The organism is Streptomyces sp. NPDC059355 (genome assembly GCF_042752335.1).
Classification (GTDB): Bacteria; Actinomycetota; Actinomycetes; order Streptomycetales; family Streptomycetaceae; genus Streptomyces.
The window spans coordinates 53,738-67,880 of record NZ_JBHYXN010000025.1 but is presented as its reverse complement, the minus strand read 5'-3'; the positions used below and the strand labels follow the sequence as shown (position 1 = coordinate 67,880).

11 protein-coding genes are annotated in these 14,143 nt (G+C 72.4%); 3 read left to right on the top strand and 8 right to left on the bottom strand.

The window, feature by feature from the left end; genetic code table 11:
• Window position 1 precedes the first annotated feature (1 nt).
• Genes nuoL through nuoN form a run of 3 tightly spaced genes read left to right on the top strand, consistent with a single transcriptional unit; the run spans window position 2 to window position 5,143 of the window.
• Window positions 2-1,897 (top strand): NADH-quinone oxidoreductase subunit L, encoded by a 1,896-nt coding sequence (nuoL, locus tag ACFXGI_RS23445; RefSeq protein WP_384709846.1) that lies wholly within the window; start codon window positions 2-4, stop codon window positions 1,895-1,897.
• A gap of 1 nt (window position 1,898) precedes the next feature.
• Window positions 1,899-3,491, top strand: coding sequence for an NADH-quinone oxidoreductase subunit M (locus ACFXGI_RS23440; protein WP_384709843.1), 1,593 nt, complete (start codon window positions 1,899-1,901; stop codon window positions 3,489-3,491).
• Between the two features lie 5 nt (window positions 3,492-3,496).
• Window positions 3,497-5,143: an NADH-quinone oxidoreductase subunit NuoN gene (gene nuoN / locus ACFXGI_RS23435; protein WP_030864706.1), complete on the top strand. Its 1,647-nt coding sequence runs from the start codon at window positions 3,497-3,499 to the stop codon at window positions 5,141-5,143.
• 58 nt (window positions 5,144-5,201) lie between these two features.
• Here nuoN and ACFXGI_RS23430 read toward each other — a convergent pair whose 3' ends face one another.
• The 8 genes from ACFXGI_RS23430 to fahA all read right to left on the bottom strand — a co-directional run bounded on the left by ACFXGI_RS23430 (window position 5,202) and on the right by fahA (window position 14,034).
• Window positions 5,202-5,738: a Uma2 family endonuclease gene (locus ACFXGI_RS23430; protein WP_384709840.1), complete on the bottom strand. Its 537-nt coding sequence runs from the start codon at window positions 5,736-5,738 to the stop codon at window positions 5,202-5,204.
• A 41-nt stretch (window positions 5,739-5,779) separates the two neighbouring features.
• Window positions 5,780-8,524, bottom strand: coding sequence for a fumarate reductase/succinate dehydrogenase flavoprotein subunit (locus ACFXGI_RS23425; protein WP_384709837.1), 2,745 nt, complete (start codon window positions 8,522-8,524; stop codon window positions 5,780-5,782).
• Window positions 8,525-8,546: 22 nt separating this feature from the next.
• A complete protein-coding gene (locus tag ACFXGI_RS23420) occupies window positions 8,547-9,296 on the bottom strand; it encodes an ABC transporter ATP-binding protein (protein WP_384709834.1) in 750 nt (249 codons plus the stop codon).
• A gap of 66 nt (window positions 9,297-9,362) precedes the next feature.
• On the bottom strand, window positions 9,363-10,202 hold the full coding sequence (locus ACFXGI_RS23415; protein WP_384710007.1) for an ABC transporter permease: 840 nt from the start codon (window positions 10,200-10,202) through the stop codon (window positions 9,363-9,365).
• A gap of 13 nt (window positions 10,203-10,215) precedes the next feature.
• A complete protein-coding gene (locus tag ACFXGI_RS23410; RefSeq protein ID WP_384709831.1) occupies window positions 10,216-11,571 on the bottom strand; it encodes an ABC transporter substrate-binding protein in 1,356 nt (451 codons plus the stop codon).
• 41 nt (window positions 11,572-11,612) lie between these two features.
• On the bottom strand, window positions 11,613-11,840 hold the full coding sequence (locus ACFXGI_RS23405; protein ID WP_030864722.1) for a ferredoxin family protein: 228 nt from the start codon (window positions 11,838-11,840) through the stop codon (window positions 11,613-11,615).
• A gap of 45 nt (window positions 11,841-11,885) precedes the next feature.
• Window positions 11,886-12,656 carry a GntR family transcriptional regulator gene (locus ACFXGI_RS23400; RefSeq protein WP_384709827.1) on the bottom strand — a complete coding sequence of 257 codons (771 nt, stop codon included), beginning with the start codon at window positions 12,654-12,656 and terminating at the stop codon, window positions 11,886-11,888.
• A gap of 151 nt (window positions 12,657-12,807) precedes the next feature.
• Window positions 12,808-14,034: a fumarylacetoacetase gene (gene fahA / locus ACFXGI_RS23395; protein WP_384709824.1), complete on the bottom strand. Its 1,227-nt coding sequence runs from the start codon at window positions 14,032-14,034 to the stop codon at window positions 12,808-12,810.
• Between the last annotated feature and the right edge of the window lie 109 nt (window positions 14,035-14,143).

The following is a 14,143-nucleotide window of genomic DNA, read 5'->3' as shown; positions in this document are numbered from 1 at the left end:
AGTGGAGAATCTGATTGGGCTGCTGATCGCGGCGCCCCTGCTCGGAGCGGTGGTGCTGCTTCTCGGCGGCCGGCGCCTCGACAAGGCCGGGCACTGGCTCGGCACCCTGTTCGCCGCCGCCTCCTTCGGGATCGGCGTGGTCCTGTTCGCCGACCTCCTCGGGCGCGGCGCCGAGGACAGGACCCTGTACGAGAAGCTGTACACCTGGATCCCCGTCGAGGGCTTCCAGGCGGACGTGGCCTTCCAGCTCGACCAGCTGTCGATGACCTTCGTCCTGCTGATCACCGGGGTCGGCACGCTCATCCACGTCTACTCCATCGGGTACATGGAGCACGACGAGCGCCGCCGCCGCTTCTTCGGCTACCTCAACCTCTTCCTCGCGGCGATGCTGCTGCTGGTCCTCGCCGACAACTACCTGCTGCTGTACGTCGGGTGGGAGGGCGTCGGCCTCGCCTCGTACCTGCTCATCGGCTTCTGGCAGCACAAGCCCAGCGCGGCGACCGCCGCGAAGAAGGCCTTCCTGGTCAACCGGGTCGGCGACATGGGCCTGTCGATCGCGATCATGCTGCTGTTCACCACCTTCGGGACCTTCGCCTTCGGGCCGGTGTTCGCCTCCGTGGGGAACGCGACCGAGGGCAAGCTGACGGCGATCGCCCTGATGCTGCTGCTCGCCGCCTGCGGCAAGTCGGCCCAGGTGCCGCTCCAGTCCTGGCTCGGGGACGCGATGGAGGGCCCGACCCCGGTCTCGGCCCTGATCCACGCGGCGACGATGGTGACGGCCGGCGTGTACCTGATCGTCCGCTCGGCCGCCGTCTTCAACGGGGCGCCGGACGCCCAGCTGGTGGTCACCATCGTGGGCGCGGTCACGCTGATCTTCGGTGCGATCGTCGGTTGCGCGAAGGACGACATCAAGAAGGCCCTCGCCGGGTCGACGATGTCGCAGATCGGGTACATGATCCTGGCCGCGGGCCTCGGCCCCGTCGGATACGTCTTCGCGATCATGCACCTGGTGACGCACGGCTTCTTCAAGGCCGGCCTCTTCCTCGGCGCGGGTTCCGTGATGCACGGGATGAACGACGAGGTGGACATGCGCAAGTACGGAGCCCTGCGGAAGTTCATGCCGGTCACCTTCGTCACCTTCGGCCTCGGCTACCTGGCGATCATCGGCTTCCCGGGTCTGTCCGGCTTCTTCTCCAAGGACATGATCATCGAGGCGGCCTTCGCCAAGGGCGGCACCCAGGGCTGGATCCTCGGCGGGGTCGCCCTGCTGGGCGCCGGCATCACCGCCTTCTACATGACCCGGGTCATGCTCCTCACCTTCTTCGGCGAGAAGCGCTGGCAGCCCGACGCGTCGGGGCACGAACCGCACCCGCACGAGTCCCCGAAGTCCATGACCATCCCGATGGTCATCCTGGCGTTCGGGTCGGTGTTCGCCGGCGCGTTCTTCGAGATCGGCGAGCGCTTCCTGAAGTGGCTGGAGCCCGTCACCGGCTACGAGCACGGCAACTCGCCGGTCAGCGCCATGACGGTGACCGCGTCCACCATGGTCGTCCTGGTCGTCGGCGTCGGCATCGCCTGGTCGATGTACGGCCGGGGGCCCGTCCCGGTGGTCGCCCCGCGCGGCTCGCTCCTCACGCGGGCGGCCCGGCGGGACCTGCTCCAAGACGACTTCAACCACGTCGTGCTGGTGCGCGGCGGGGAGCACCTGACCCGCTCGCTCGTGTACGTCGACCACAGCCTGGTCGACGGGGCGGTCAACGGGACGGCCGCCGCGGTCGGCGGGGCCTCGGGCCGGCTGCGCAAGCTGCAGAACGGCTACGCCCGCAGCTACGCGGTCTCGATGTTCGGGGGCACGGCGATCCTCATCGCCGCGACCCTGCTGATGAGGGCGGTGTGAGATGAGTTTCCCGCTTCTTACGGTGACGGCCGCGCTCCCCGCGGTCGGCGCCGTCCTGACGGCGGCCGTCCCGGCCGCCCGCAGGACCGCCGCCAAGTGGCTGGCGCTGCTCTTCTCGCTGGCGACACTGGCGTTGGCCGTGCTCGTCGCGGTCCGCTTCGAGCCCGGTGGAGCCCGCTACCAGCTCACCGAATCGCACGCCTGGATCGCCGACTTCGGCGTCCGCTACGAACTGGGCGTCGACGGCATCGGGGTGGCGCTGATCGCGCTCACCGCGCTGCTGATCCCGTTCGTGATCGCGGCCGGCTGGAACGACGCCGACCCCCTGGAGACGCAGTCCACGCGCTGGCGGCCGACACAGGGCTTCTTCGCCCTGATCCTGATGGTCGAGGCGATGGTGATCATCTCCTTCGAGGCCACCGACGTCTTCCTCTTCTACATCTTCTTCGAAGCCATGCTCATCCCGATGTACTTCCTCATCGGCGGCTTCGGGGACCGGGCCCACGCGGGCTCCGATGAGAACGCGGCCGCGCAGCGCTCGTACGCGGCGGTCAAGTTCCTCCTCTACAACCTGGTCGGCGGCCTGATCATGCTGGCCGCCGTCATCGGCCTGTACGTGGTCGCCGGGAACTTCTCGCTCCAGGAGATCACCGCCGCCCGCGCCGCGGGCACGCTCGACATGGCGACCAACACCGAGCGGCTGCTGTTCCTCGGCTTCTTCTTCGCCTTCGCGGTGAAGGCCCCGCTGTGGCCGCTGCACACGTGGCTGCCGAACGCGATGGGAGAGGCCACCGCCCCGGTCGCCGTCCTGATCACCGCGGTCGTCGACAAGGTCGGCACCTTCGCGATGCTCCGCTTCTGCCTCGGGCTGTTCCCCGACGCCAGCAAGTGGGCCACGCCGGCGATCCTCGTCCTGGCGCTGATCAGCATCGTCTACGGCGCGCTGGTCGCGGTCGGGCAGCGGGACATCAAGCGCCTGGTCGCGTACGCCTCGATCTCCCACTTCGGGTTCATCATCATGGGCATCTTCGCGATGACCTCCCAGGGGCAGTCGGGCGCGACGCTCTACATGGTCAACCACGGGATCTCGACGGCCGCCCTGATGCTGGTCGCCGGCTTCCTGATCTCGCGCCGCGGCTCCCGGCTCATCGCCGACTACGGCGGCGTGCAGAAGGTGGCCCCGGTGCTGGCCGGCACCTTCCTGATCGGCGGCCTCGCCACCCTGTCGCTGCCGGGCCTCGCGCCCTTCGTCAGCGAGTTCCTGGTCCTGGTCGGCACGTTCGCCCGGTACCCCGTCATCGGCATCATCGCCACCATCGGCATCGTGCTGGCCGCGCTCTACACCCTGGTGCTCTACCAGCGCACGATGACCGGCCCCGTGAAGGAGGAGGTCCGCACCATGCCGGACCTGCGCCTGCGCGAGGTGCTGGTGGTCGCCCCGCTCATCGCGCTGCTGATCGGGCTGGGCGTGTACCCGAAGCCGCTCACCCAGATCGTCAACCCGGCGGTGGAGCACACCTTGTCCGACGTACACGAGAAGGATCCGAAGCCACAGGTGGCCGTCGAGGCCAAGAACGGGGAGGCGGCGAAGTGAGCACCATGGCTGCGGCCCGTGGGCTGCTGACGCTGGCGGCCGGAGAGCCGATCGACCGGATCCCGGCCCCGCACATCGAGTACGCGCAGCTCGCGCCCACGCTGATCGTGGTGGGCGCGGCGGTCCTCGGAGTCCTCGTCGAGGCCTTCGTACCGCGCAAGTCCCGCTACTACGTCCAGGTGTTCCTCGCCGTCGCCGCTCTGGCCTCGGCCTTCGCGGCGGTCGTCGGCCTCGCCGCCGGCGGGTACGGCGGCGACAAGGCGCACATCGCGGCGATGGGCGCCGTGGCCGTGGACGGCCCGGCGCTGTTCCTCCAGGGGATCATCCTGCTGTCCGCGATCGTCGCCGTCTTCACCTTCGCCGAGCGGCGGCTGGACCCGGCCGCCCACGGCAACCGGGTGGACTCCTTCGCCGCACAGGCGGCGTCCGTACCGGGCAGCGAGAGCGAGAAGGCCGCCGTCAAGGCGGGCTTCACCACCACCGAGGTCTTCCCGCTGGCCCTGTTCGCGGTCGCCGGCATGCTGATCTTCCCGGCGGCCGACGACCTGCTGACGCTGTTCGTGGCCCTGGAGGTCTTCTCCCTCCCGCTGTACCTGCTCTGCGCCGTCGCCCGCCGCCAGCGGCTGATGTCGCAGGAGGCCGCGGTCAAGTACTTCCTGCTCGGCGCCTTCTCCTCGGCCTTCCTCCTCTTCGGCATCGCTCTGGTCTACGGGTACGCGGGCTCGGTCTCGTACGCGGCGATCGCCGACGTGGTCGACGGCACGGTCACCAAGATCGACCCGGCGCTCGCCGACACCATGGGCAACGACGCGCTGCTGCTGATCGGCGGGGCGCTGATCCTGACGGGCCTGCTCTTCAAGGTCGGCGCTGTCCCGTTCCACATGTGGACCCCGGACGTCTACCAGGGCGCCCCGACCCCGGTCACGGGCTTCATGGCGGCGGCGACGAAGGTGGCGGCGTTCGGCGCGCTGCTCCGCCTGCTGTACGTGGTCCTGCCCGGACTGCGGTGGGACTGGCGGCCGGTGATGTGGGGCGTGGCCATCGTGACGATGCTGGCCGGCGCGGTGATCGCGGTGACCCAGACCGACGTCAAGCGGCTGCTGGCCTACTCCTCGATCGCGCACGCGGGCTTCATCCTGGCCGGTGTGATCGCGACGTCGGCGCAGGGCGTCCAGTCCGTCCTCTTCTACCTGGGCGCGTACTCCTTCGTGACGATCGGCGCGTTCGCGGTGGTCACGCTGGTGCGCGACGCGGGCGGCGAGGCGACGCACCTGTCGAAGTGGGCCGGTCTGGGCCGCCGTTCGCCGCTGACGGCGGCGGTCTTCGCGGTGTTCCTGCTGGCCTTCGCCGGCATCCCGCTGACCTCCGGCTTCGCCGGGAAGTTCGCCGTGTTCAAGGCGGCGGCGGAGGGCGGCGCAGGGGTGCTGGTCGTGGTCGGTGTGATCTCGTCCGCGATCGCCGCGTTCTTCTACATCCGGGTGATCGTCCTGATGTTCTTCAGCGAGCCGAAGGCGGACGGCCCGACGGTGGCCGTCCCGTCGCCGCTGACGATGACGACGATCGCGGTGGGCGTGGCGGTGACCCTGGTCCTGGGTGTGGCACCCCAGTACTTCCTGGAGCTGGCGGGGCAGGCGAGCACGTTCGTCCGCTGACGCCTGCCACACGACTGGGCCCGGCTCCCCGACGGGAGCCGGGCCCAGGTGCGTTTCCTCACCGGGCGCCTGTGAGGTCGAGGTCAACGCCGTACGGCACCGAGACTTGGAGCCGGTCGCGGAAGATGCCGGTGGCGACGTACACCGTGGTGGCCGGGTCGAGTTCGTAGACGTAGACCACGGCTCGGCCGTCGTCGTTCTCCACCCGCCAGAAGTGCGGGATCCCGGCGCGGGCGTACGCGAGCGGCTTGCTGTGACGGTCGCGCGGGACGGAATCGAGGGAGACGACCTCGACGGCGAGCCGCACGCGCTCCGCAGGCAGACGGGTCTGCTCCATGCTCCGGACGGCGGCTTCGTCGACCACGATGACATCGGGCTCGAGCCGGTTGTGACGGATCAGCTCATCGAGGCGGCAGTTGATGAAGGAGACCGTCTGCATGGGGAAGCGGGTCTGCGGACTCCTGAAGACCAGGCTTCCGTCGATCAGTTCGGTGTGCGGCGGCAAGTCGGGGAGAAGGCCGAGGTCGTCTGCCGTCCAGCCGGCCGTAGGGGGGATCGGCCAGCGGTATGCCGACTCGATGTCCTCGGGTTCCATGCCCGTCCACACGTGTGAACGGGCCCGCAATATTGACAGTGTCAGTGGCGGGCCGCATATGCGCGGACATCCGCGTCCGGGTCCGAGACGGCCGTGGCCAGGGCCGTGCGGGCCTCCGGGTGGGCGCGGTGGGCCCGGAGGGAGAGGACCGCGGCCTTGCGGACGTCCGCGTTGGCGTCCTTCAGGGCAGCGGCGAGGGCCGGTACGGCCTGCTCCGGAGCCGCGGAGGACAGGGCGGCGGCCGCGCCCGCGCGGACCTGCCAGGCCGGGTCGGCCAGGGCCGCGATGGCCCTGGCGGCGTACGGGGGCGGGCAGCCCGTGGCGGCCAGCGCCGCCAGGGCCGCGGCGCGGACCAGCGGGTCCGGGTCCGTGAGGAGCGGGTCCAGCGGGGCCGGCGCCGGGGCGTGGACCGCCGCGAGGCCCTTGGCCACCGCGACCCGGACCTCCCGCGCCGGATCCGCCGCGGCCCGCGCGAGGGCGTCGACGGCGTCCACCGAGACCAGCGCCCGGACCGCGTGGATGCGGACCTCCGGGTCGGGGTCCGCGAGGGACTCCGCGTACAGGCCGGCGTCGCCGAGGCGCAGCGCGCGCAGGGCCTCCAGGGCTGCCGCGCGCACCACCGGATCCGGTACGGGGAGTGCCGCGCGCAGGGCGGCCCCCAGCTCCGGATCACCCGGCAGGACCTCCAGAAGCTCCCGCAGCGAGCCCGCGGCGGCCGCCCGTACGGCCGGATCCGCATCGCCGAGGCGGGCCGCCAGCTCCGGGCCCGCCCCGGTCGGGACGGTCTCGCCGATCACGGTGACGGCCGCGGCCCGCACCGCGGGGTCGGGGTCGCCGAGGTACGGCCGCAGGGCCGTGAGGCCAGGGGACTCCTCGGCCAGGGCGAGGAGTTCGAGGATCCGGGGGGAGCCGCCGCCGGCCGTCGTGGCAGCGCCGGCGGAGGTTCCCGCAGTGGCGGGGAGGGGCACGGCGGGTGACTGCGGCTGCGTGCCCCGGCCCCCGAGCGGAGCGGCCCGGCGCGGGCCCGCCGTGGCCACGCCCACCAGTTCGACCTCGCCCAGGTGGCGGGAGGGGCCGCCCGGCGGGGTGAATTCGGGGACGGGGACCACGTACGGCTCCACCGGCCGGGCCGTGAACTCCATCGCACCCGACGGCGACTTGCGCAGGTCCAGGTGGTGCAGCCAGGCCGGGTCGTCGCGCTCCGGGTGGTCGAGCCGCTCGTGGTACAGGCCCCAGCGCGACTCCGTGCGCGCCAGCGAGGCCCGCGCCGCCATCTCCGCGCAGTCCCGGATGAACGACACCTCGGCGCACCGCATCAGCTCGTGCGGGGTCCGCGCCCCCATCTCCGCGATCTCGCCGCCCATCCGGGTGAAGGCCTCCACGGCCAGGGACAGCTTCGCTCCCGTCTTCGGCGGGGCCACGTAGTCGTTCACGAACCGCCGCAGCTTGTACTCCACCTGCGGCTGCGGCGGCCCGTCCGGCCGGCGCAGCGGCCGGTAGACCAGCTCGTGCGCCGCCGCCACCTGGTCCGCGGGAAGCGGGCCCTCGTACGCGGTGTACTGCGCCGCGTCCTCGCCCGCCAGGTCGCCGAAGACGAACGCCCCGATCATGTAGTTGTGCGGTACGGAGGCCAGGTCCCCGGCCGCGTAGAGCCGCGGGACGGTGGTGCGCGCGTGGTCGTCGACGCGCACGCCCGACGCCGAGTGGCCTCCGCACAGTCCGATCTCCGAGATGTGCATCTCGATGTCGTGGGTGCGGTAGTCGTGGCCGCGGCCCTCGTGGAAGGTGCCTCGGGTCGGCCGCTCGGTGGTGTGCAGGATCGATTCGAGGGCGGCGACCGACTCCTCCGGGAGGTGGCTGAGCTTCAGGTACACCGGCCCCCGGTCCGAGGCGAGTTCGGCCGCGAACTCCGACATCATCTGCCCCGACCAGTAGTCGGAGTCGACGAACCGCTCGCCGTGCCGGTTGACCTGGTAGCCGCCGAAGGGGTTCGCCACGTACGCGCACGCCGGCCCGTTGTAGTCCTTGATCAGCGGGTTGATCTGGAAGCACTCGATCCCGGTGAGGGCCGCTCCCGCGTGGTAGGCCATGGCGTAGCCGTCACCGGCGTTGGTGGGGTTCTCGTACGTCCCGTACAGGTAACCGGAGGCGGGGAGTCCGAGACGGCCGCAGGGGCCGGTCGCCAGGATCACGGCGCCCGCACGGACCGTCACGAAGGCGCCGGTACGGGTGTTGAAGGCGGCGGCGCCGATGGCCCGGCCGTCCTCGGGAGAGGTGAGGACCCGTACCGGCATCACCCGGTTCTCGATCCGGATCCGCTCGCGCATCTCGCGGCGCCTCAGCCGGCGGTAGAGGACCTTCTTGACGTCCTTGCCCTCGGGCATGGGCAGCACGTACGAGCCGGAGCGGTGGACTCGGCGGACCGCGTACTCGCCGTGCTCGTCCTTCTCGAACTTCACTCCGTACGACTCCAGCCGCTGCACCATCGCGAAGCCGCGGGTGGCGGTCTGGCGGACGGTGGACTGGTCGACGACGCCGTCGTTGGCGCGGGTGATCTCGGCGACGTAGTCGTCGGGCTCGGCGCGGCCGGGGACGACCGCGTTGTTGACCCCGTCCATGCCCATGGCGAGGGCGCCGGAGTGGCGTACGTGCGCCTTCTCCAGCAGCAGGACCCGCGCGCCGCGTCCGGCGGCGGTCAGGGCCGCCATGGTGCCGGCGGTGCCGCCGCCGATGACGAGGACGTCGCAGGAGATTTCCTCGGCGCCGGCGAGTGCGGGGATGTCCATGGCGGGGGTCGCCCTTCGAGGGTCAGAGGGAGGAAAGGATCCGGGTACGCAGGGCGCGGCGATCGGCGGACCGGTCGCGGGGGGCCGGTACGTCGAGCACCGCGCCGGTGGCGAGCAGGGCGACGCGGTCGCCGACGAACAGGGCCTCGTCCACGTCGTGGGTGACGAAGACGACGGTGGCCCCGGTGCCGGCGAGGACGTCGACCAGGAGGTCCTGCATGTCGGCGCGGGTCTGGGCGTCGAGCGCGCCGAAAGGCTCGTCCATGAGGACGGCGCGGGGGCGCGCGGCAAGGGCGCGGGCGAGCTGGATGCGCTGGCGCTGGCCGCCGGAGAGCTGGTGGGGGAGCTTGTGGGCGTGGTCGGCGAGACCGACGCGCGCCAGCCAGTCGGCGGCGGTGCGGCGCCGCTCGGCGCGGGGCACGTGCTGGATGGCGAGGGGCAGTTCGACGTTGGCCCGTGCGGTGCGCCAGGGCAGGAGGGCGTCGTCCTGGAAGACGAGCGCCCGGTCGGCGGCGGGCCGGGTGACGGGGGCGCCGTCCTGGGTGACGGCGCCGGCGAGCGGGGGCAGCAGTCCGGCGAGGGTGCGGAGCAGCGTGGACTTCCCGCATCCCGAGGGCCCCACGACGGCCAGCACCTCGCCGGGCCGGATGTCGAGGTCGAGCCCGTCGAGGACGGCCCGGCCGCCGGCGCGGCCCAGCCGCACCCCGTCGAGCCGCAGGGCCGCGCCGGGAGGTGCGGTGGCGTCGGGGAGTACGGTCGCTGCTGCGGACATCGGGATACCTCCTGTGAAAGGTCGAATTCCGGTCGGCCGTGCGCCCCGGGGCGGTGGGACGCGGGCTCAGGGAACGGCCGGTTCCGGGGCCGTGCGGCGGGCGCCCGACCCCGGGGCGGCGGCTTCGGTGGCGGGCGGCGGCCCTGCGGAGGGGCGCTCGGACCGCGTCGGGAGCCATCGCGTCAGGCGGCGGCCCAGGCGTTCCACCGCCGTCGACGTCAGCCAGCCCAGGGCGCCGATCGTGGCCATGCCGACGAAGACCCCCGGGTAGTCCACCACCGTGTAGTCCTGCCAGGTGCGGTAGCCGACCCCGTACTCCCCGGAGATCATCTCCGCCGAGATCACGCAGATCCAGGAGACCCCGATCCCGACCGACAAGCCCCCGAAGACGCCGGGCAGGGCGCCCGGGAGGATGACGGAGAGCAGCACCCGCCCCCGCCCCGCGCCCATCGTGAGGGCCGCTTCCTCCCAGGCCGGGGAGAGGGCCGCCACCGCGTGCCGAGTCGACACCAGCACCGGGAAGAACGCCGCCGCGCACGTGATGAACACGATCCCCTGCTCGTTCGAGGGGAACAGGAGGATGGCGACGGGGACGAGCGCGATCGCCGGGATCGGCCGCAGGACCTCCAGCACCGGCCCCAGCACGTCCGCCGCCACCCGCGAGCGGGCGATCGCCGTGCCGACCGCCATCCCCAGGACCGCCGCCAGCGCGAAGCCCGACACGATCCTGCGCAGGCTGGAGAGGAGGTCCTCCCAGTACGGGCCGGTCGACGCCCGCTCCGCCAGCTTCGAGGCCACCTCCGTCACCGTCGGGAACTGCCCGAACCGGAGCCACAGTTCGACGTCCAGGGAAGTCAGCAGCTGCCAGGCCAACAGGGCCGCCCCGAGCGAAGCCAGCCGCAGCAGCCTGCGCCCGGCGTCACGACACCATGCCTTCGGCTTCGGCGAAGCCGACGATCCGCGCCCCGGATCCCGCGTGCCCGTCGACGTACGACTTCGCGCCCGCCGGCGTGACGAAGGCCCGCAGCTCGGCGCCCTCCGCCACCCACACCGCCTTGTCGGCGAACCAGGTGGTCCCGGTCACCGCATCCGGCACGTACGCCGCCCTGACCGCCGCCGGGCCCGCGCTCTTCAGGGCCTTCAGCAGGGCCGCCGGGGTGTCGAACGTCCGCGTCGCCGGCTCCCCGCTCTTCAGCCACAGCTCCGGGCGGGCGGGACCGGCCACCGGGTAGCCCGCCTCCGGCACGGCCCGCTTCAGCGGCGCCGGGTCCACGAACGCGTCCACGTCCACGTCCCCGACCAGCTTCGCGTCCTTCAGGACCGGCACGTCCTCCATCAGCGCCGCCAGCAGCTCCGGCCGCAGCGCCGGGTCGAAGGTCGCGATCCCGTTCGCGCCGTTGTACAGGTACACGACCTCCGCCGGCAGCCCCGTCTCCTTCGCCACCGACTCCGCCGCCGCGACCGGCTGCGTCCGCAGGTACTCGGTCGCCTTGCGCTGCGCCCGCAGGAAGTCGTCCAGCACGCCGGCCCGCTGCGCCGCGAACTTCTGCCGCACCGTGACCCCGTGGAACGTCGGCAGGTTCAGCTCGGCGCCGTCGTACAGCGCCTTGGCCTTCCCCTCGTACGCGAGCTGCCCCGGCCAGGCCACGAACTGCGACAGCGCGTCCGCACTGCCCGCCTGGAGGGCCGAAGCCCCGACGCTGGGCTGCTGGTTGAGCTTCTGGATGCCGGTCGCGGGATCGATCCCGGCGCGCTGGAGGGCCCGTACGAGGGTCCCGTCGGCGGCCGAGCCGACCGAGGTCGACACCTTCCTGCCGCGCAGATCGGCCAGCGATCCGTACGTCGCGCCGGGCGCGGTGACGATCGTGTTGAGGCCGCCGCGCAGGTTGTAGCCGGTCACGGAGACGAGCCGGGTCGGCTGCCCCAGCTCCTTGCCGCGCGCCGCGTTGATCAGCAGCGGGAAGTCACCCATCGAACCGATGTCGATCTTCCCGGCTGTCATCTGGGCGGTGATGGGCGCGCCCGTGGCGTAGTCCTGCCAGTCGACCTTGTACGTGACGCCGTCCTGGCGGCCGCGCCCCGCGAGCTCCTGCTCGAAGTAGCCGAGGGAGCGCAACAGGGTGCCGGCGGTGACGGTGTTGATGGTCTTGGACTGGTAGCCGACGGTCACCGTCACCGTCCTGGGGCCGTCCGCCCCGGACGCGCTCCCGCCGCACCCGCCGGCCAGCGGGGCGAGGAGCAACAGGGCAGGTGCGAGAGCTCTCGTACGGCGCATCGGAACAGGGCCTTTCACCAGGGTCGGCAGGGTCGGCAGGGTCAGCGGAGCAGGTAGGGCATGTTGACGGTCACCGCGCCCGTCGGACAGCGGGCGGCGCACGGGCCGCAGTACCAGCACTCGTCCACGTGCATGTACGCCTTGCCGTTGTCCTCGCGGATCGCGAGCGAGTCGAGCGGGCACATGTCGACGCAGAGGGTGCAGCCGTCGATGCACAGGGACTCGTCGACGGTCACGGGCACGTCGCCGCGCTGGGGGACCACGGGCATGGCTGTCTCCAGGGAAGGGTGGGGAGGGGCTCGGAGGGGAGGGGCTCAGAGGGAGCGGCGGAGCAGGCCGCTCATGGTGATCCGGTCGCCGCGGAAGCGGATGAACTCCAGGTCCACGGGCCGGCCGTCGCCCAGGTGGGTGAGCCGCTCCAGCATCAGCACGGCGGCCCCGCGCGGGGCCTGCAGCACGGCGGCGGAGTGCGCGTCGGCGTTGACGGCCTCCAGGGTGATCTCGGCGTGGCCGAGGGGCTGCCCGGTCAGGGACTCCAGCAGCCGGAAGACGTCGGTGTTCTCCAGATCGCAGCCGAGCAGTTCGGCGCCGATGTCGAGGGGGACGTAAGTGAGGTCGAGGGAGAGCGGCAGCCCGTTCAGCCGCCGCAGCCGCTCGATGTAGAGCACGTCGGCGTGCTCGGGGAGCCCCAGCCGGCCGGCGACGGGGGCGGGGGCGCGCACCGGGCCGACCGTACGGACCTCGTTGGTCACCCGGCCGTGCTCGTGCAGGGTCTCGGCCAGGCCCTGGAGGCGGTCGAGGCCGTGCGGGTACTTCTCGCAGACGACGACGGTGCCGACGCCCGGGCGGCGTTCGACGAGCCGCTCGCCGCGCAGCAGGTCGAGGGCCTGGCGGACGGTGTTGCGGCCGGCTCCGTACTCGGCGGCGAGGACGTCCTCCAGCGGGAGGACGCCGCCGGGGTAGCCGCCGGCCAGGATCTGGTGGCGCAGCAGGTCGGCGAGCTGCCGCGCCCGGTCCGCGCGCAGCCGCCGCCGGCGCGCTGCGGCGACCGGGACGGTGTGCTCACGGGTGCGTTCGGCTGGCATGGCACGGAACATACCGACGGCTTCCGGCCAGTGGTGTTGCCGCAGTATTGCGCCACCGCGAGGGCTCGGCGGCAGGTCTGTGACCTGCTACGACGCCGGGGTGGCGGAAAGTTCCGCCACCCCGGCACCGCGCTCCGTCCCGAGGGGCGGACTAGCGGGATCCCACAATGCGGCCCGTGACCTCGCCGAGGCCGACGCGGGTGCCCTCGGGGCCCGGGGCCCAGGCGGTGAGGGTGACGGTGTCGCCGTCCTCAAGGAAGGTGCGCTTGCCGTCGGCGAGCTCGATGGCGTCGCGGCCGTTCCACGTCAGCTCCAGCAGCGAGCCGCGCTGCCCGACCTCGGGGCCGCTGACCGTGCCCGAGCCGTAGACGTCGCCGGTGCGCAGGGAGGCGCCGTTGACCGTCATGTGCGCGAGCTGCTGGGCGGCGGTCCAGTACATGGACGCGAACGGCGGCCGCGCTACCTCCTGCCCGTTGATGGAGACGGTGATGTGCAGGTCGAAGCCGCCGGGCCGGTCGGCTTCGGCGTCGTCGAGGTACGGCAGGAGGGGGAAGTCGCGGGCGGGCGGGGCGACCCGGGCCGTCTCCAGGGCCTCCAGCGGGGTGACCCAGGCGGAGACGGAGGTGGCGAACGACTTGCCGAGGAAGGGGCCGAGCGGCACGTACTCCCAGGCCTGGATGTCGCGCGCCGACCAGTCGTTGAGCAGGAACAGCCCGAAGACGTGGTCCTCGAAGCCGGCCAGCGGAACCGGACGGCCCTGCTCGGACGGGGTGCCGACGACGAAGCCGACCTCCGCCTCGATGTCGAGCTTGACGGACGGCCCGAAGACGGGCGCGGCGTCGGCCGGGGTCTTGCGCTGCCCTGAGGGGCGCACGACGTCCGTCCCCGAGACCACGATCGTGCCGGAGCGGCCGTGGTAACCGATCGGCAGGTGCTTCCAGTTGGGGGTCAGCGCCTCGCCGTCCGGGCGGAAGATGTGGCCCACGTTGGTGGCGTGGTGCTCGCTCGCGTAGAAGTCGACGTAGTCCGCGACCTCGTACGGCAGGTGCAGGGTGACGGCGTCGAGCGGCAGCAGGTGCGCTTCGACCGTCCCGCGGTGGCCGGGGTCGGTCACCCACGCGGTCAGCGCGCGGCGCACGTCGCGCCAGGTGGTGCGGCCGGCGGCGAGCAGCGGGTTGAGCGAGGCCTGCCCGAGCAGCGCGGCGTACGGGGAACCGAGCGCGGCCGCGGCCGCCCCCGCGTCGAGCACGTGTCCGCCGATGCGCACGCCGATACGACGGCGGGCCGGCTCCGCGGCGGTCGAGAAGACGCCGTACGGGAGGTTGTGCGGCCCGAACGGGTCGCCCTCGGGGACATCGAGGGGGCTCTGCTGGGGCATGGGGTACTGCCTCGCTTTCGATGCGGACCGGGGGTGTCCCGGGGGCTGGTTGATACGTTACGTGGCCAGTGGGGCCGGTGGGAGGCCGGATTGCGGCTCTATTTGTAGG